A 19596-nucleotide genomic window follows, 5' to 3' on the forward strand; every position below is an offset into this window, starting at 1 on the left:
ATCTGAGCAATACTCAGACTTATTAACCGTCTCAGGTTTTATCTTACATAGAATAAGATTGTTTAATTATGGTTTATATTAAGGGTGATTGCTATGGCCGATGCATTAAATCCCAATTATACAAACGATAGTGATTTGTATAATAATTATGATAGTAGCGCTTATGATGATGACGATGATGACACTTTGCAAAATGGTGAGCCTTTAAGTGCTGACTCTGCTGAAATGACCGCATTACAGCCATTTATGTTAGACGATAGTGATGAGGATGAGGATTCTGATAAGAAGAAATCTAAATCTCAAAGTAATCCATTAGATCAGTATGATATGGATTTAGGTAGTCAAAACATGGAAATGGATCCATCACAAATCGGAGAAGTTGTGGCAGAAAATCCTGAGCTGTTGATGGCGCTCTAATTTCTTCATAAATCTCATAAGAATTGCCCTAACGTATTTAGGGCAACTCTTTTAGCTCAAATATCTTACATTAAATTTCCATAAGTTTGTGCGGTAAGCTTTCTAAGCGCCCAGCTTGAGTAACTAATACATAATTGAGTTTGCGTTGCAATTCTGAAATGGTATTAGAACCAGCATAGGTTAAACCTGAGCGCAAGCCGCCTACAATATCAGCAATAATTGCTTCTTGATTATTACGATAAGTAACTTCCGCTGCTACCCCTTCAGCTGTTTTCCATTCGTGCATTTGACCTAAAAACTCCTCTTGTGCTTCGCGCGAGGCCATACCGCGATAACGTTTAATTTGTGCACCATTTGGCTTGGTAATTACTTCTCCTGGTGTTGGCTCTGTACCAGCCAGCATGCCGCCAATCATGACAAAATCAGCTCCGAACGCTAGTGCTTTAACAATATCGCCTGAAGTGCGAATACCACCATCAGCAACGATGGAGCGGTCAGTACGAGCGCAATCTTGAATGCAGGTGAGCATAGGAATACCAAAGCCAGTTTTAATACGTGTACTACATACCGAGCCACCGCCAATACCGGCTTTAATGATATCAGCGCCACAAGAAGCTAAATAATCGGCACCAGCATAGGTTGCGACATTGCCAGCCATAATACAACGGGTGCCCAGTAATTGACGTAAATTTTTTAACGTTTTCCCAACATACTTAGCATGTGCATGGGCAACATCAACGCAAAAATAATCAGCGCCTGCATCCCGTAGCGCTTCAGCTCGTTGTAATTCCGATTCGCTACAGCCAACAGAAACAAACACGGGCCCTTTAGAGCGCTTAAATTCGGCAATATTGTCTTCAATGCTTAAAAAGCGGTGCAATGCACCAATACCGCCTTTAGCGTGCATGAAATTAGCCATCTTACTTTCGGTAATTGTATCCATATTAGAGCTAATTACGGGTAATTGTAAGCTGAGCTTGCCTAAGCGATCAGTCATGCTAATATCCACAACTCGTCTAGACTCATGATGATTATAGGCAGGAATTAATAATACATCATCAAAGGTGATGGCATGATTGTTCATTTGTTATCCTCTTATAAAGCGCGTACTATAAATGTTCAGCTGCGTAATAGGCAAGTCTTGATCGTTCGCCGCGTAATAAAGTCATGTGTGCACTATGCTCCCAATGCTTAAATCGGTCGACGGCAAAAGTAAGACCTGAGGTCGTTTCAGTTAAATAAGGTGTATCTATCTGTTTAATATCGCCTAAACACACTACTTTTGTGCCAGGGCCTGCTCGAGTTACTAGTGTTTTAATTTGTTTAGGCGTCAGGTTTTGTGCCTCGTCAATAATAATGAAGCGATTTAAAAACGTCCGGCCCCGCATGTAATTTAAAGAACGAATTTTAATTTTATTTTGTAAAAGATCTTGTGTCGCATTACGGCCAAAGCTGCCTCCCTCTTGCGAGCTATGTAAAACTTCCAAATTATCCATTAAAGCGCCCATCCAAGGCGTCATTTTTTCTTCTTCTGTGCCAGGTAGAAAACCAATGTCTTCGCCAACAGGAATAGTGACCCGAGTCATTATAATTTCGGCATAACGATTTTGATCTAATACTTGCGTTAAGCCTGCGGCAATCGTAAGCAAGGTTTTTCCTGTACCAGCAGAGCCTTGTAATGTGACAAAGTCAATTTCTGGATCAAGTAATAAATTTAGAGAAAAATTTTGTTCTCTATTACGAGCATTAATGCCCCAGACGGTATGCTTTGGTTGTGTATAATCGCGAGCAATTTGAATAATAGCTTGTTCAGCTTCAGTTTTTTTTACAATAGCCTGAAATTGGTTATCTTCGGTGCTTATGCAATCATTAGCATTCCAATGATTAATTAAGGAGCCACTAATTTTATAGAATGTTCTCCCGTTTTCTTGCCAAGCATTCATGTCTTTAACATGGGTATCCCAAAAATTATTATCTAAAATATGCAAGCCATTATGTAATAAGGTGACGTCATCTAGAACCTGATCATTATAGTAATCTTCAGCTCGAATACCTAGAATACCGGCCTTAATACGTAAATTGATGTCTTTAGAAATAATAATGATTTGCCTTTCAGGATATTTTATCTGTAATCCTAAGGCAGTTGCTAGTAAGGTATTATCAGCTTTATGTCCGGGCAGTGAACTTGTTCTAATTTGCTCAAAGTCATCTGTTTGAAAAAATAAACGCCCCGTATTTTTATTATTATCGTGATGGGCAAAACTTGGAATGGGCAGTCCCTCAACAATTTGTTTATGAGTGGCGCCGCTCATCAATTCAACTAACATTCGGTTTGTTTGGCGAACGTTACGAGCCACGTCAGAAAGCCCTGTTTTATGGCTATCAAGCTCCTCTAACACCACCATTGGCAAGTAAATATCATGCTCATCAAAGCGATAAATTGCTGTTGGATCACTCATCATGATGTTTGTATCGAGCACAAACAGTTTATTGCTATTTCCTTTGTTATCCATAAACCACCCCATCAGCCAAATCATCCATTGTGATAACCTGTTTTATCGTCGTCAAGGACTATTTAATCTGTTTTTAGCAGTCTTATGCAATTAAAAACCTAATGTGTATTTTCTCCGAGATGACTTGTGTCATTTTTCTGTAGTTTTTTTAATGTAGCTAATACATCATCAACATGATTAGGGACACTTACTTTACGCCATTGGTGCACTAATTTTCCTTGCGGATTAATGATAAACGTACTACGCTCTATACCACGTACTTGTTTACCATACATAGTTTTCATTTTAATAACCTCAAATAACTCACATAAATTTTCGCTGCTATCGCTAATAAGCTCAAATGGGAAAGTTTGTTTGCATTTAAAATTTTCATGAGACTTAATGCTGTCTCGCGAAATGCCAAATACACTAGCATTTAGTTCTTGAAATTTTAAATAAGAATCACGGAAGTCTTGGCCTTGTGTGGTACAGCCTGGTGTTGCATCTTTAGGATAAAAATAAAGGATAATCCATTGGCCGTGATAGTCAGCTAGATTAGCGTTAATACCGTTAGTCGCTGTGAATTGAAAGTTAGGCACTACATCACCAAGTTTCATTATTTCTCCTTAAGAAAAAGCATGTATTTTTTCATTTTATATTTTTAAATTACGATCAACAAATTAAATTAAACTTAACTATATGGCTTAATAAGTCCGTCTCGGCGAAGGCTTCTCTTCATAGGTTTTATTGCTTCTCCAATTTTAAAAGCAGGTGTTATACTTGGCTTTTTATAAATCTTTGTTAGGCAATAAATGAGTAGTAAAAATCACGATTCCTCAATAGCTTTAAATAAAAAAGCACGCTTTGATTATTTTATTGAGGATGAATATGAAGCAGGTTTAGTACTTGAAGGCTGGGAAGTAAAAAGCCTACGCGCTGGTAAGATAAATTTATCAGATGCGCATGTGATTATTAAACATAATGAGGCCTTTCTCTTAGGTGCACAGATACAGCCATTACCTACTGCTGCCAAGCATCTATTCCCTGATCCTATTCGTACGCGTAAGCTTTTATTAAATAGACAAGAGCTCAATAAACTAATTGGCAGTGTAGAAAGGCAAGGCTATACGTTAATCCCTTTATCGTTATACTGGCGAAAAAATCGAGTCAAGATGAAATTAGCGCTGGCAAAAGGTAAAAAGACGCATGATAAGCGTGACTCTATTAAAGAACGAGATTGGAACCGTGACAGGGCTCGCTTATTGAAGAAAAATAATTGATTTTACAGACAGGCAACAATTTATTGTATTGGGTAAAAATAAGCATTTGATTTACATGCTCAATTTATTTCAGGTTGTTTTAATTAAAAATAAAATAAAAAAAGCCAAGTGACAAACAGATTGACAATAAAGAGACATCAGTCTTTAATCTAAAAGTATCTCTACTATCAACAATGAGCATTATACACACTTTAAAGTGATCAAGTGTCATGCTATTTGAGTAAAAAGTAAATAGAAAAGGATTTTCTAAACCTAAGGAGGGGATTATGTCATATTGCACAAAGTTGTGCAGATTGTTAGGGGTAGTAGCATTGTTTTTACCCATGATGGTAAGGGCAGAAGTGCCTGTTAAATCCATGGTCATATTTGGCGATAGCCTATCTGACACAGGAAACACAACCCATCTTCTAAGAAGTCTAAGAAAAGAAGAAAGCCCTGCTTACCTTGTTTATCCCGTAAAAGTATTTGTGATTAATAAAATGACTGAGTTTGCGGAAGAATATTATGTACCACAAATTCTTTTAGATACAGGCATAGACATGGTCACGGATTTTTTTGATACAGGTGTTGGACCGATGCTTGCTTCTCTCATTTCCAAAGTTAAGAAAGCACCACTCTTGCCTGGCGAACCTTATTGGCAAGATCATTTTTCTAATGGCCGCGTTTGGGATGAGTATTTAGCGCCTATGTTAGCAGTTGATAGGGAAGATAAACGTCATTTTGAGAATAAGGCATTTGGTGGTAGCTGGGCTGTTACTTACGACTACCAATTAACAGTATGGAATTTAATTCGCCACCCTTTATTAACTGTTAAGAATTTAATTGTTGGTAAATTAATCCCACCCAGTATAGGTTTAACAGTACAAGCTTATCTGTTAGTCAATGAAAAATTAAATGAAGAGACTGTTTATTTCGTCTTTATTGGCGGAAATGATTACCTCAATATTTTAAGATTTGGCGATAATTATGATTCTACTAAGATGAGCGCCTATATAGATAATGTAATTAATGGCTTAAGCTCTTCAGTAGAAAAGTTAGTTAACGCTGGTGCTAAGCATTTGGTTATTTTAGGAGTTCCTGCTGTAGGTTTTGCACCTAAATTTGTTAATACCGCAGACCGAGAATTACTAAATATAGCTAGCGGTGTCCACAATCAACGCTTAGCAGAAAAAGTGCTAGAGTGGCAAAGCGCTAAGCCTGATGTCGATTTTCTCTTTATTGATATTGAGCCAATTTTGTATAAAGCAATAGAAAAACCAGAGCTATTTGGTTTTAAAAATGTGACGGATGCATGTATTGATGTGAAGTTTCCTATGTTTAATTTGTTAGCGGATTCGCCATTTAAAGGCAATTACGTCTTAGAATATGCGCAAGCGCTACAATATCGTGATGCAAATTTTGCACCTAATGAAAGAAATTATCGTATGTGTGATAACCCTGATGATTATTTATTTTGGGATGAAATTCACCCAACAACGAAAGCACATTTATTTCTTGCAAATGAAATTTGTTTAGCTATGAAAGCACATGGATACAAAACAACTTGTGCACAGCTTGTAAATAGATAATTATTTAAATAAGAGGGATCGTTATGGCATACTGCCTGCTTTTTTAAGTTTTAAGTATCGCGTTACCCACTAAGCTTTATACTTTGTTGCAAGCTTACTTGCACGTTGTCTAAGATTTAGTGGGTGACGCTATTAGTATGCCAACACGATTGACAATTAATGTGAGGAGTCATATGACATGTGTGGAATTATAGGTGCGATATCTCAGCGTGATATTAGTCAGATTTTGTTAACAGGATTACGGCGCCTTGAATATCGCGGTTATGATTCTGCTGGTATTGCAGTTATTGACACTGCGGGCATGCTAAAACGTGTGCGAATCCAAGGCAAAGTGCAAGCTTTAGCAGACGCAATGCAAGAAACAGCAATTAAAGGTAACTTAGGAATTGCTCACACACGCTGGGCTACCCATGGTAAGCCTTGCGAAGAAAATGCTCATCCTCATCTTTCAAATGGACAAATTGCCATCGTCCACAATGGTATTATTGAAAATCATGATGCATTGCGCCAGAAGCTAGAAGAAGAAAAGTATGAATTTTCTTCTGAGACTGATACTGAAGTCGCAGCTCACTTAGTGCATTATTATTATCAACAGCATGAAAACTTACTACAGGCGGTACAAGAAGCTGCAAAATTAATGCATGGTGCATTTGCACTAGGTGTTATTCATGAGCAGCGTCCCAATGAGCTAATTGCTATTCGTAAAGGTAGTCCCTTAGTGGTTGGTTTAGGTATTAGTGAACAGTTTATTGCCTCTGATGCATTAGCATTAGGCTCATTTGCCCAGCAGGTGATTTATTTAGAAGAGGGAGACAGTGCCCACCTTCATGACGGAAAAGTTGATATTTACGATGCACAAGGCCAATTGGTAAAACGACAATTGCATTCTCTTAATGATAATAACCAAACCATTAGTAAAGGCCAATATCGTCATTTTATGCTGAAAGAAATTTACGAGCAAACGAAAGTGCTCGCAGATACATTAGAAGGTCGTATTGCTTCTCAAGAAGTGCTTAGAGCAAGTTTTGGCGCAGAGAGTGGTGATTTATTTAATCAGATTAAGCAAATACATATTATTGCGTGCGGTACAAGCTACCATGCAGGCCTTGTGGCGCGCTATTGGTTAGAATCTCTAACGGGTATTTCTACGCAAGTTGAAATAGCCAGTGAGTACCGTTATCGTGATGTTGTTGTAGCTAAGGATACTCTTTTTATTGCTGTCTCTCAGTCTGGTGAAACGGCAGATACATTAGCCGCGTTACATAAAGCAAAGTCTTTAGGTTATCTGGCAACCTTGGCAATTTGTAATGTGCCAACGAGTACCTTAGTGCGAGAGGCAAATTATGTTTTTTTAACTCGTGCTGGCGTCGAAATAGGCGTTGCATCAACGAAAGCGTTTACCACGCAGCTAGCAGCCTTTTTAATGTTAGCTGCGGCGCTGTGTAAAAATGAATTAAGTGCAGAAATATTGCAGCAACTTAAGGAGTTACCTGTTTGTTGTGAGCGCGCTTTAAATATGAATAATCGTATAGAAGCGTTATCACAATTATTTGTGAATAAGGCACATGTCCTGTTTTTAGGTCGAGGCGTACAGTATCCAGTCGCTTTAGAAGGTGCGTTAAAGCTTAAGGAAATTTCCTATATTCATGCCGAAGCTTATCCTGCAGGCGAATTAAAGCACGGGCCGCTTGCCTTGGTTGATAATGAAATGCCAGTCATTGCGATAGCACCTAATGATGAATTATTGGATAAATTAAAATCCAATCTTCATGAAGTGAGTGCACGTGGCGGGCAACTTATTGTTTTTGTAGACGATTCGCAGGCTTGGCAACCTAATGGGGCACAACTCATTCCAGTTCCTTACTGTGGTTCCTGGATTGCACCGATAGTGTATACTATTCCGCTACAATTGTTGGCGTATCATGTTGCAGTAGCAAAAGGCACAGACGTTGATCAACCTCGTAATCTAGCAAAATCAGTGACGGTAGAATAGCTTAACAAGCTACCTGTTTTGACAAACACAGTATCGCCTACTTCTGTCTTAGCTAAGGCTTAGTGGGTGGTGCTATCGTTTATGAGTCTCTTTTTGAAAATGCTTCTGTTAAAATTCGCAAAACAAGTGATAATCGTTATATAATACTAAGGTTTTAATTAATGTTTTGCGAGGATGTGTGAATGGCTCAAGAAATGATGTCAGCTGCAGAGATTATAGCGCAGGAACTTAAAGTTAAGATCTCACAGGTAGAGGTGGCAATTCGTTTACTTGATGAAGGTGCAACAGTTCCTTTTATTGCGCGTTATCGAAAAGAAGCAACGGACGGGCTTAGTGATACGCAATTAAGAGGTCTGGCTGAGCGTTTGCACTATATTCGAGAGTTAGACGAGCGACGTGGGGTTATTTTACAATCAATCCGCGAGCAAGATAAATTAACGCCTGAATTAGAGCAATTAATTTTATCTGCAGTTACTAAAACTCGTCTAGAGGATCTCTATTTACCTTATCGACCAAAGCGTCGTACCAAAGCACAGATAGCTAGAGAAGCGGGTCTTGAACCATTAGCTGATAGCCTATTAAATGATCCTTCACAAAAGCCATTATTACTTGCGGAGCAATACCTTAATAAGGACGCTGGAGTAATTGATAGTGAGGCAGCCCTAGAAGGCGCTCGTCAAATCTTAATGGAACGCTTTGCAGAAAGCCCTGAGCTAATTACAGAACTACGAGAATACTTATGGCAGCATATTGTGCTTAAATCCTCCTTAGCAAATGAGGATAAAAAAACAAATGCTGCAAAATATAGCGATTATTTTGACTATGCCGAGCCCATTAAAAAAATTCCTTCTCATCGCGCTTTGGCTTTATTTCGTGGCCGCAGAGAGAGTGTTTTACAATTTACATTAGAGCTGCCTAATAACAGTGACTATGGTCAACAACGCATTGCTTCTTATTTTAATATTAGTGATCAAGGCAGAGAGGCAGATGGTTGGTTATTAGAAACAGTGCGCATGGCTTGGAAAATAAAGCTATTCACAAAACTTGAGCTTGAATTGCTCGCCCGATTGCGTGAATTAGCTGATGAAGAGGCAATTAATGTATTTACACGTAATCTGCGTGATTTACTATTAGCAGCCCCTGCAGGTTCGCAAATTACAATAGGATTAGATCCCGGAATAAGAACCGGCGTTAAAGTGGTTGTAGTTGATATTACTGGCCGAGTATTAGATTACACCACGGTATTTCCTTTTGCTCCTCAAAATGAATGGCACCAAGCCATTGGCGAATTGGCTAAATTAGCAGCTAAACACAATGTTAATTTAATCAGTATTGGTAATGGGACTGGCTCGCGAGAAACGGAACGTTTAGTGAGTGATATGATTAAAATGTATCCGGATCTTAAATTAACTAAAGTGATGGTTAGTGAGGCTGGCGCGTCTGTTTATTCCGCGTCTGAGTTAGCATCTTTAGAGTTGCCAGACTTAGATGTTAGTATTCGCGGGGCTGTTTCCATTGCAAGACGCTTGCAAGATCCCCTAGCAGAATTAGTTAAAATTGAACCGAAAGCGATAGGGGTTGGCCAATACCAACACGATGTGAATCAAAATCGCTTGGCGCGCAGCTTAGAAGGGGTTGTAGAAGATTGCGTTAATTTAGTTGGTGTCGATGTCAATACAGCATCGGCAGCGCTATTAACTCGTGTTTCAGGCCTTAATGAATCTCTCGCCAATAATTTAGTACAGTATCGCAATGAGCATGGCCAGTTTACCAATCGTGAGCAATTGAAAAAAATCCCCCGTATGGGTGATAAAACGTTCCAGCAATGTGCAGGGTTTTTACGTATTCAAAAAGGTGATAACCCACTCGATGCTTCGGCTGTTCATCCAGAAGCTTATCCACTTGTGGAGAAAATATTATCTCAGCAAAAGGTTTCTTTAAATGAAGTCATTGGCAACCATAAATTTTTACATAGTGTAAATGCTGCAGAGTATGTCGATGATCAATTTGGGTTACCAACGATACAGGATGTTTTAAAAGAACTTGAAAAACCAGGTCGTGATCCGCGCCCAGAGTTTAAAACTGCTAGTTTCAAGGAAGGTATAGAAGATATTGCTCATCTTGAAGAGGGTATGATTCTTGAAGGTGTGGTCAGCAATGTTACTAATTTTGGTGCTTTTGTTGATATTGGCGTACATCAAGATGGCCTTGTTCACATATCAGCCATGACTAATAAATTTATCAGTGATCCACACACCATTGTTAAAGCGGGTGATATAATTAAAGTTAAAGTAGTTGAAGTGGATAAAGAGCGTAGACGTATTGGTTTAAGCATGAAGTTAAATGATGAGAAGGCTGCTGTAAACCATAAAAAAGTTGGCAAGCCTGAGCAAAAAGCGTTACCTGTAAAGAAAAAAGTAGCAGTAAAGAAATCGGAGCAAAACAAGAAAAGCACTATTCCAGCTAAGAAGGGTATATTTAATACTGCTATGGCAGATGCCTTAGCGAAATTAAAGCGTGGTTCATAAGATGGCGAATAATCCTCAAGGTGAAATTACGATACAAACACTTGCTATGCCCGCTGATACTAATGCAAACGGTGATATTTTTGGCGGCTGGTTAGTCTCTCAGATGGACTTAGCTGCAGGTGTGCTTGCTAAAAAGATATCGCATGGGCGAGCTGTTACTGTGGCTATTAATTCAATGACTTTCCTTAAGCCTGTGCAAGTAGGTTATGTCGTTTCTTGTTATGTGAGATTAACTAAATTGGGTAAAACTTCTATGACCATAGGAGTTGAAGTATGGGCTGAGCCTGCGACTGCCGTGGGCAAATATCAAGTGACTGAAGGGACATTTGTTTTCGTTGCGGTTGATGAGCACGGCCAGCCCCGAGAGGTACCTAAAAATACATGAGTACTCACTTTGAAAGCTTAAAGAATTGGATTGCCGAGATGGCCGATCTGATTGGAGATAATTCGGATCCAGATCCGCAGTACTTTAAACCTTTTCTTCATGAACCTATTTTAGCCTTACAACTTGTTGATTTAATTGCTTCCTTAAATGAAGAGGCTGCTAACCAAGAAAATCCATATTATTCTGCTTGTATTTTTGCCATTGATATTTGTGTTGCGCAATTGCAATCAGCGCAAGAAACTGGCAATAAATTGGCTATGAAAACCTTGAATCAATTAATGGAGCATATGGCTAATGCCATTCGAACAAGTAATCATTCACTTGGATTTTGGCTGCCAATCTTAAATGCTTTTTATGATGTCCATATAGAATTATCGCCTAAATTGCGTGATGCTTATCTTGCACTCGCCGAAGTTGATGATGATAGCAGTGATAGTAATGATGATATTCATCATCTAGATGCTATTCGAGATATGATAGATGAGCTGTCCAATTTTTCCGCCTTTGATATTGCAGAGAATTTTTTTGCGCAAAGTCATGCTATGCCTGCTGATTTTTTTGTGGATTTAGTGATTGATCTTTATAGTATTGAAGAGGGGCATGAAATTGCTCTTTTAACTTTATTACATCCTAAGCCTACAGTACGAGAAATTGTTATTGCCACCTTTGAGCACTTAATCCATCGAATTGCTTTAAGTCCGACTTCCTTATCTCGCCTACAAACAATTAAAAACTGGTATCCGGCAGCGTATCATGAGCAATTTAATCGTTGGATTAAATTACAAAGAAAACAAGGCGTAATTTTTGATACGGATAGAAGCTTGTCTATTGTCGGCATTAAAGCCAGTGAAGTTGATGGCAGTGGTGCACAAGGTGTATTTATTCATATCAAGCACGGGAGAACAAATCGACTTTGTGGGTTATTATATAAATATGGCTTAGGCATTAAAGATGCTTGGTTAACCCCACCTATTACCCTAAAAGATGTAAAAAAATACTATGATGAAACCTTTGACGATAGTATTGTCTTGCGGGACATAGATACGACGTACTTACAAGCTATTACAGAGCATTTTTTAGCCCTGACCATTGAACAAGGGGGCATGCCTGATCTACATTTATTAGAAATTCAAGAATTATTAGGAATAAATTTTTACCCGCATGCTTTAGATATACCAGCTCTTATCGAAGAATTAAGTATTCAAATTACTCCCTTTACACCAGATAAAATGCAATCATCCCTTAAACGCTCTAAGAACTGGCTTGAAACTAAGCCATTTACAGAATCTTGGTACGTAGAAAATGCAAATGTTGATAAGCTAGTTAATCGCTGCAGTAACTTTGTAGATGGCGTAAAATTTTGTAATATTGAAGATGCTGTTACAGCGGTTTTAGAGCAAGAAATGGAAGTAAATCGAGAGAAATGGCTTTTTCATTTCTTATGGATTACTTTATGGCTTAAAGCTAAAACGCGCAAAAATGAAAAAACATGGCAAGATAGCTTTTTTATTGCCTATGCAATTTATGAAGATATTCCTTTATCATTTATTCCCTTAATGCATGAAATCAGTCGGCAGACAGTCATTAATAGTATTGAAACTATGCATGATCGACGTACTTATCTCAATAAAGAATAATTTTATTTAAATCAATGTTAGTTAAATTATACCTTCATCTTTAAGTTGGTTAAATCTGTGGATAATTTTGTGATTAAATTTCTCAAGAAAGTAATATTAAGAAGTATTTTTTTATTAAGTTTTTGAAAAATAATTAAATTTAATAAAATTTATATTTTAATAAAAAATCTGCTATGTGGATAACTATGTTGATAGTCAATTGAATACCTGCAAAAACCTTAAGTTACATAACGTCTTTCTTAGATTAACTCAGTGATCTCTGCACAGTAAGTGTTAACCTGATAGTATATACTGTTAGAACGATGGATTGTGTTTAAAGAATTAAGCTAGTCTAATACATGGGTTTTACTCTAAATTTATTCATAATTATTGCCGATCAGCTCATGCTGTTTATAATAAACCTGCTTGTCGCAAGGCATGCTGGTGATGTTTTGTTCGGTGATTATACCGTTGCGACAAACGCCCTAATGCTTCTTGGAACCATGTTTACTTTAGGTATGGATTCAATCATTGCTTATTATGTACCTAAGTACTATATCCAAAATAAATACAGTAACATCGTCACGTTAACGCAAGAAATAATTAATTTTTTGAAGCCTCTTTATGTATGGGTCGTTGTTTTAGGTAGTTTATGTACCATTACTCTTATTTCTTTAACCTTAGCACTTCGTAATATAGCGCTATTTGATGTAAGTCACCCCTTATACTTATTCCTTTGGGGGACAGTCGCGCTATCATTGTATGCTATTTGTAAGCAATATTTTCGTGCAATCAACTACATGCGTACAGCTGTTATTTTAAGCTTACTACAAACTATCGTTTATTTTATTTTAAGCTTAATCATTTATTTTTACCTCTATCCAGCTCTTTTTAATGATAATAAACATTACTTTCCCCATATCATGCTGATAGGATTTATCGCTAGTTATACGTTGATTATAGGGGTTGCTTTTTTTCTTTATAAAAGAACAGAATTATCTACTATTGAGGTAAAGTCAGCTCATGCTATCGCTTGGAAAGATAAAATATATGGCTACACGATTCAAAATTTAAATCGTTATATTTTTACGGCAATTCCATTAATGATGATTGAATGGCTAGGCCGCAATGAACATTCGGTCGGGTTATTTGCTGCTATTATTTCTATTATCTCACTCGCTTTGATTGCTATCGCGCCGATTGGTATTTTAATTGGGCCTGATATTTCAGCAGCCTTTGCTCAAAGCCGTGACGCATTAAAGCGAGTTATGCAAAAGTATTTAATGATTTGTGTGAGTATTGCGTTAATTACTATATTGATAATTGGTATTTTTGCTAAACAAATTTTACTACTTTATCAATCTAATTTTACTGATGCTCTACCCTATTTGTATGTATGCCTTATTAATATTTTGACTTTTTCAATTACCATGCCTTTAGCAAGAATGGTTCGATACTCGCACCGTGGTAGTGAGATAGGAGCCAAATTGACCTTAAGTTTATTATTATTTCAATTAATAGCATGCATTATTCTCATTAATTGGTTAGGTCTTCTTGGTGCTATCATTTGCTATGTAGGCATTAATATTGTTTATATTTTAGTTATATTAGTCATCAGTTTAAGAATATACAAAACAGCGCCGTTTGACGAAATGAAAAATTAAAGCAATAGTCAGCGATTCATTAGCCATAAAATGATCATAATAATTAAACTGATAATGATGGATGTAGTAAGTGGGAAGTAAAAAGTGAAATTACCTTTCTTGATAAGCAAATCACCGGGTAAATGCCCTAAACCAGATTTTTTAATGAGAGGCCAAAGCAATCCCACTAAGATTAACAGGATGCCTAAGCCAATAATAATCCTTTGCATAAAATCCCCTTTTGTATTTAGCTTATAACCTCGCCTTCATGGCTATTTAATAGCAATTCTCTAGCATGATTGCGTGTTTGCTCAGTAATCGTTAGTCCGCCTAACATGCGCGCAATTTCGTCAACTTTTTCTTCTTCACGAAGCGCTATAATTTGCGAATAAGTTTGGTAATTATCGCTAGATTTTTCAACGACAAAATGATGGTGGGCAGCTGAAGCCACTTGCGGTTGATGAGTGACACAAAATACTTGTAAACGCTCGCCTAATTTACGTAATAATTGGCCTACTAATGCTGCTGTTGCACCACCGATCCCTACATCTACCTCATCAAAAATGAGGGTCGGTGTGGCACCACGTTGAGCTGTGATCATTTGGATTGCTAAACTGATACGGGAAAGCTCACCGCCCGAGGCTATTTTATTTAAAGAGTCTGGAGCCATGCCAGGATTAGTACAGACTTTATATTCTACCTTATCTAATCCATGCGGCTGCATCTTATCTAAGCTGCTTATTTCAATACTTACCTGTCCTTTAGGCATGCCAAGTTGCTTTATAATTCTACTGATTTCTTTGGCAAGCTTATCCGCAGAAGTCTGCCTTGAGTGACGCAGTTTAAGAGCCACTTGCTCATAGTCTTGAACTTTACCTTGATAATCGTGCTGCAGATGCTGAATTTTCTCTTTAGCTTCTTGATAATCTTGCAATTCTTTTTGTAAGCGTTCTAGGTGACTAAGCAACTGCTCTGGCGTTACATGGTATTTACGGGCTATATGATGAATGGTACTTAGCCTTGCTTCTATTTCTTGTAAGCGCTGTGGATCTAGTTGTATGCGCTCGCCAAAATTTTGAATTTCATCTAAGGCTTCTTCACATTGTATTAAAGCACTATTAATTAATTCAGCTGCATTTTTTACAGCCACTTGTTCTTGGGGTAAGTCTTGCAGTAATTGTAAAATGAGATTCAATTGTTGAGAGATACACGGTTCATTATCGGCATTTAATAGTTCCGTAATTTGCTGCGTATAATGAATATAATCTTGAGCACGATGCAGGAGCTGATGCTCTTGGTTTAATTGGCTTATTTCGTCTTCGTGTAAAGCAAGGTTATTTAATTCATCGATTTGAAATTGTAATAGTTCAATGCGGTCGCGAAAATTATCTTGATCCTTTAGAGCCTCAATCTCATTTTTTATTTTTTGACACTGTTTATATAAGGCGTGTACATTTTCTATAAGCCCATCATGATTAGCAAAGCAGTCCAGTTGCTCACGGTGTGTTTGATGGTGCATCAAGGTTTGATGCTGGTGTTGCCCATGAATATGAACCAACATTTCACTTAATTCTTTTACTTTTTGTAACGGAAAGGGTTGCCCATTAATATAAGAGCGTGAGCGCCCCTCACTGTAAATGACTCGCCGCAAAATAACTTCACTGTCGCTGCAGTCAAGATCATGCGCGCTTAGCCAATGGGCAGGCTCACTCGGTTCATCAATTTTAAATGTCGCATGAATTTCACATTTTTCTTCACCATGGCGGACAGCTGAGGCATCAGCGCGCCCGCCTAAGGCTAAGAGCAGGGCATCAATCATAATAGATTTTCCTGCCCCTGTTTCACCAGTAAAAGCACTCATGCCGCGGGTAAAATCAAGTTCAAGCAATTTAACGATAGCGAAGTTTTCAATACGTAAGGCAGTGAGCATGTCTTATCCTTGATTTTTGGATTCCCAGCCGAGTTTGATTCTTAGCGTATCATAATAGTGATAATCACAAGGATGCAATAAGCAGAGCTTCTGCTTAGTTTGTTCGACACAAACTTGTTGTCCAGGTTTAACCATCCTTGATTCATGTCCATCACAGCTAACCCGTAAGTCAATTTCATTGTTTTTACTAATAACTAAATCAATCACAGAGTTAGCATCAATAACTAGAGGTCGTGAACTTAAACTGTGCGAAAACATAGGTACTAATACAATGGCATTTAATTGCGGGTGCATGATTGGCCCCCCAGCAGATAAAGCATACGCGGTAGAGCCTGTAGGGGTCGCGAGAATCATGCCATCTGCGCGGTAATGGCTTACAAATTGTTTGTCAATATAAACATCAAACTCAATGAGATGTGTTTCACGGCCGCGTCCTAACACCACATCATTTAAAGCATCACCACGAAAATAAGTTTCTTTCTGTTCATGAATTCTAGCCATCAATAAAAAGCGTTTTTCTTCGATGTATTGACCAGCCAAAACAGCCCCTAACTGCTGTTCAATATCACTAGGAGAAATATCGGTTAGAAACCCTAACCGGCCGCGGTTAATCCCAATAACAGGTACATCAACTTGAATGGCCATGCGGGCTGCGGAAAGTAGGCTGCCATCACCACCTACAACCACGATTAAATCCTTTTTTTGCCCCATCTGGCTGCGGGGCAGGCTTGGTAGACCAGTCGTAAAATTAGCGGCAGTATCAATATCAACCAGTACTTCAATTTGCTGCTTTTCTAAAAAATGAGTAAGTCGCTGTAAGCTTTCATTTACGCCTTGATTGGCTCGGTGATGCCGTGCATAAAGAATAACGCGCTCAAATTTCATTTTCATAATGGTTTCAATGTGTTAGTTATCCGCCGTATTTGCTCGAGAAGTACGCTTCCTATCTGTTTCTTTTAATTCTTTTTTACGTAGACGAATTGTTTGTGGTGTTACTTCAACCAATTCATCATCATCTATAAACTCTAAGGCTTGTTCTAAGGATAGTTTAATTGGCGGCGTAAGGAGAATATTTTCATCACTACCGGAGGCCCGTATATTAGTTAATTGTTTTTCTTTAGTTACGTTAACCACTAAATCATTGTCACGTGCATGAATACCAACAACCATGCCTTCATAACACATAGTTTGTGGCTCAATAAATAAACGGCCGCGCTCTTGTAAATTAAATAAAGCAAATGCACGTGCCATGCCTTGGCAGTTGGCAATTAAAACACCATTATTACGTTTGCCCAGTCTACCTTTAAACGCAGGCCCATAATGATCATAAACATGATACATTAAGCCTGTGCCTGAGGTGCTTGAAAGAAACTCAGTATGAAAGCCAATTAAACCCCGTGTCGGGATGACGTAATCTAGTCGAACTCGCCCTTTCCCATCTGGCAGCATGTTTTGCAAATCACCACGCCGTTCACCTAATTTCTCCATCATAGTGCCTTGGTGCGCTTCTTCAACATCAATCGTTAGGCGTTCATAAGGTTCTAGCTGTTCACCATTTTCTTCACGCATAATGACTTCAGGTTTAGAAATAGCTAATTCATACCCTTCACGGCGCATTGTTTCTATTAAAATAGATAAATGTAACTCGCCTCGGCCAGATACTCTAAATTTATCGGGATCACTGGTATCTTCAACTTGTAGAGCAACGTTATGCAATAACTCGGTTGCTAAGCGTTCTCTAATTTTACGACTGGTGACGAATTTGCCTTCTTGACCAGCAAAAGGAGAATCATTGACCTGAAAAGTCATGCTAATAGTAGGCTCATCAACCAATAAAGGCGGCAGTGCTTCTACTTGATTAGGATCACACAAGGTATCGGAAATATTGAGTTGCTCAACGCCTGTGATAGCGATAATATCACCCGCACTAGCTTCTTCTATTTCAATACGTTCTAGGCCTTTAAAACCTAAGAGTTGCAGCAAGCGGCCACTGCGAATAGCACCATCTTTATCAATAATTTTAATCGGTGATTTAGCTTTAATTTTGCCGCGAGTAACCCGACCAATGCCAATTGTGCCCACATAGGATGAGTAATCTAATGAACTAATTTGCATTTGAAATGGGCCATTTTCATCCACATCAGGTGCTTTTACTTTATCAATAATTGTTTGTAGTAAAGCCGACATATCAGTTGCATCATCATCTAAGTTGAGCTTGGCATAGCCGTTTAAGGCTGAGGTATAAACGACTGGAAAATCAAGTTGTGCATCAGTAGCACCTAGATTATCAAATAAATCAAACACTTGATCCATAACCCAATGTGGCCGTGCACCAGGCCTATCAATTTTATTAATAACGACAATTGGATTTAAGCCACGAGCAAAGGCCTTTTGAGTCACAAAACGAGTTTGTGGCATGGGGCCGTCAACCGCATCAACTAAAAGTAATACGCTATCTACCATCGATAAAATACGTTCTACTTCACCGCCAAAGTCAGCATGTCCTGGGGTATCCACAATATTAATTTGGTGATTTTGCCAATGGACGCAAGTATTTTTAGCTAAAATAGTAATACCGCGTTCTTTCTCCAACGCATTAGAGTCCATTATCCGCTCAACGCGTGGTGCTCTCTCATTAAGGGTACCCGTTTGTTGTAATAATTTATCAACAAGTGTTGTTTTGCCATGATCCACGTGGGCAATGATGGCGATATTACGAATCATTTCAATCATACATGACCTTGTATTTAACAGTAATGCGCTACTATGCCTAACGAAAATCAAATCGCTTGAAGACGTTTAATTAGAAGTAAATAGCATAGATGGGGTAAAAAAAATGCAATAAGTAATTAATTGCTCATTAATTTGTCCATTATAACATAATTATGGCAATGAATACTATTTAGAAGACTTACTATAATTTAAGTAACACGCTAACTAGTTAATTTTTTAGCCTTTATTTAGGGAAACAGACGCTACTTTCTCTAAATCTTCACTATCGGCATTAACACTAGGGGTCTCAGTCGTACTTACTAAGTCCTCTTCATCAAGCTCAAACTCATCATCTATTGAGTCTTCATCCATTGGTTTTAAGGTGCTTAGTTCTATATCACCGTCTGGATCTTCAGTGTTGCTTTTACTTAAAGCATCTTTGATATCGCTAGCCGTGCTTTTAATGCCATCTACAGCTTTATTGCCAAGGTCTGCTATACCATTAACGGCTGCAGTACCAAGTTTTTGCACACCATCAAGGGCTGCATCACCAATCTTTGAATAAAGAGGGTTGATTAGCTCTTGTTTAACAACAATGACAAAATTACTTAATTCTTTTGCAAAAGCGGTATAAGGGTCATCTCCTTTACCAACTTCTTGACTAAGCCAGTGATCTTTAGGATCTTTTTTTTCTGGTTTAGGCTTTGCCTGTGGAGCAGTGGTAATGTTCTGCATATCAGGGTTATCATCTGGTTCTGGTTTATCGCCTAAGTCATCATCTAATGGTGCAGCGATTATTTGGGAATTATTAGGTGCATCTTGATCATTTAATGGGGTAGATGTTGGTTTTGGATTAGGCGTTGTTTTTTTAACATCGTCTGCATTAGTACTCATGGTTAAATCCTAAAAAGAATAATAATAGAACTTTAATAAATCATAGCATAATTTATATTACCATATTGTTAAATGTTTAAACTTCCAAATTTCTAAGCTTTATAATTTTTTTACGATTTAAATGATTTGCAAAAACCA

General features: G+C 38.0%; 16 protein-coding genes. 8 read left to right on the top strand and 8 right to left on the bottom strand.

The genetic code is table 11. The features are described from left to right. Nucleotides 1-84 precede the first annotated feature (84 nt). Nucleotides 85-417 carry a hypothetical protein gene (locus DYE47_RS00435; protein WP_131750080.1) on the top strand — a complete coding sequence of 111 codons (333 nt, stop codon included), beginning with the start codon at nucleotides 85-87 and terminating at the stop codon, nucleotides 415-417. Between the two features lie 70 nt (nucleotides 418-487). Here DYE47_RS00435 and DYE47_RS00440 read toward each other — a convergent pair whose 3' ends face one another. The 3 genes from DYE47_RS00440 to DYE47_RS00450 all read right to left on the bottom strand — a co-directional run bounded on the left by DYE47_RS00440 (nucleotide 488) and on the right by DYE47_RS00450 (nucleotide 3526). Next, the gene (locus tag DYE47_RS00440) at nucleotides 488-1501 is read right to left on the bottom strand and encodes a guanosine monophosphate reductase (protein ID WP_115301384.1); all 1014 of its coding nucleotides are present in this window, start codon (nucleotides 1499-1501) and stop codon (nucleotides 488-490) included. A gap of 25 nt (nucleotides 1502-1526) precedes the next feature. Next, nucleotides 1527-2930, bottom strand: a complete 1404-nt coding sequence (locus DYE47_RS00445; RefSeq protein ID WP_115303969.1) for a PhoH family protein — start codon at nucleotides 2928-2930, stop codon at nucleotides 1527-1529. Between the two features lie 98 nt (nucleotides 2931-3028). Next, on the bottom strand, nucleotides 3029-3526 hold the full coding sequence (locus DYE47_RS00450; protein ID WP_115301385.1) for a peroxiredoxin: 498 nt from the start codon (nucleotides 3524-3526) through the stop codon (nucleotides 3029-3031). Between the two features lie 195 nt (nucleotides 3527-3721). Here DYE47_RS00450 and smpB point away from each other — a divergent pair, with 195 nt between their 5' ends. From smpB to DYE47_RS00485, 7 genes are all read left to right on the top strand, one after another. Further along, nucleotides 3722-4189: an SsrA-binding protein SmpB gene (gene smpB / locus DYE47_RS00455; protein ID WP_115301386.1), complete on the top strand. Its 468-nt coding sequence runs from the start codon at nucleotides 3722-3724 to the stop codon at nucleotides 4187-4189. A 266-nt stretch (nucleotides 4190-4455) separates the two neighbouring features. Further along, nucleotides 4456-5757, top strand: a complete 1302-nt coding sequence (gene plaC, locus DYE47_RS00460; RefSeq protein ID WP_115301387.1) for a lysophospholipase/glycerophospholipid:cholesterol acyltransferase PlaC — start codon at nucleotides 4456-4458, stop codon at nucleotides 5755-5757. Nucleotides 5758-5935: 178 nt separating this feature from the next. Then, a complete protein-coding gene (gene glmS, locus DYE47_RS00465) occupies nucleotides 5936-7750 on the top strand; it encodes a glutamine--fructose-6-phosphate transaminase (isomerizing) (RefSeq protein ID WP_115301388.1) in 1815 nt (604 codons plus the stop codon). 182 nt (nucleotides 7751-7932) lie between these two features. After that, nucleotides 7933-10278 (top strand): Tex family protein, encoded by a 2346-nt coding sequence (locus tag DYE47_RS00470; protein ID WP_115301389.1) that lies wholly within the window; start codon nucleotides 7933-7935, stop codon nucleotides 10276-10278. A gap of 1 nt (nucleotide 10279) precedes the next feature. Then, nucleotides 10280-10663, top strand: a complete 384-nt coding sequence (gene yciA, locus DYE47_RS00475) for an acyl-CoA thioester hydrolase YciA (RefSeq protein WP_115301390.1) — start codon at nucleotides 10280-10282, stop codon at nucleotides 10661-10663. Then, nucleotides 10660-12300, top strand: coding sequence for a hypothetical protein (locus DYE47_RS00480; protein ID WP_115301391.1), 1641 nt, complete (start codon nucleotides 10660-10662; stop codon nucleotides 12298-12300). The genes yciA and DYE47_RS00480 overlap by 4 nt, the downstream gene beginning before the upstream one ends. 338 nt (nucleotides 12301-12638) lie before the next feature. After that, nucleotides 12639-13943, top strand: coding sequence for an oligosaccharide flippase family protein (locus DYE47_RS00485; protein WP_115301392.1), 1305 nt, complete (start codon nucleotides 12639-12641; stop codon nucleotides 13941-13943). 8 nt (nucleotides 13944-13951) lie between these two features. On the opposite strand, the gene DYE47_RS00490 is transcribed toward DYE47_RS00485, so the two are convergent. The 5 genes from DYE47_RS00490 to DYE47_RS00510 all read right to left on the bottom strand — a co-directional run bounded on the left by DYE47_RS00490 (nucleotide 13952) and on the right by DYE47_RS00510 (nucleotide 19458). Next, complete coding sequence (locus tag DYE47_RS00490) at nucleotides 13952-14152, bottom strand: DUF2905 domain-containing protein (RefSeq protein ID WP_115301393.1); 201 nt, start codon at nucleotides 14150-14152, stop codon at nucleotides 13952-13954. A 17-nt stretch (nucleotides 14153-14169) separates the two neighbouring features. Next, the gene (gene recN, locus DYE47_RS00495) at nucleotides 14170-15852 is read right to left on the bottom strand and encodes a DNA repair protein RecN (RefSeq protein WP_115301394.1); all 1683 of its coding nucleotides are present in this window, start codon (nucleotides 15850-15852) and stop codon (nucleotides 14170-14172) included. A gap of 3 nt (nucleotides 15853-15855) precedes the next feature. Beyond that, a complete protein-coding gene (locus DYE47_RS00500) occupies nucleotides 15856-16743 on the bottom strand; it encodes an NAD(+) kinase (protein WP_115301395.1) in 888 nt (295 codons plus the stop codon). A gap of 15 nt (nucleotides 16744-16758) precedes the next feature. Next, the gene (typA, locus tag DYE47_RS00505) at nucleotides 16759-18585 is read right to left on the bottom strand and encodes a translational GTPase TypA (RefSeq protein WP_115301396.1); all 1827 of its coding nucleotides are present in this window, start codon (nucleotides 18583-18585) and stop codon (nucleotides 16759-16761) included. 216 nt (nucleotides 18586-18801) lie between these two features. After that, a complete protein-coding gene (locus DYE47_RS00510) occupies nucleotides 18802-19458 on the bottom strand; it encodes a hypothetical protein (protein ID WP_115301397.1) in 657 nt (218 codons plus the stop codon). Nucleotides 19459-19596: the final 138 nt, after the last annotated feature.

It is taken from the genome of Legionella beliardensis, from assembly GCF_900452395.1.
In the GTDB taxonomy this organism is placed as follows: domain Bacteria; phylum Pseudomonadota; class Gammaproteobacteria; order Legionellales; family Legionellaceae; genus Legionella_C; species Legionella_C beliardensis.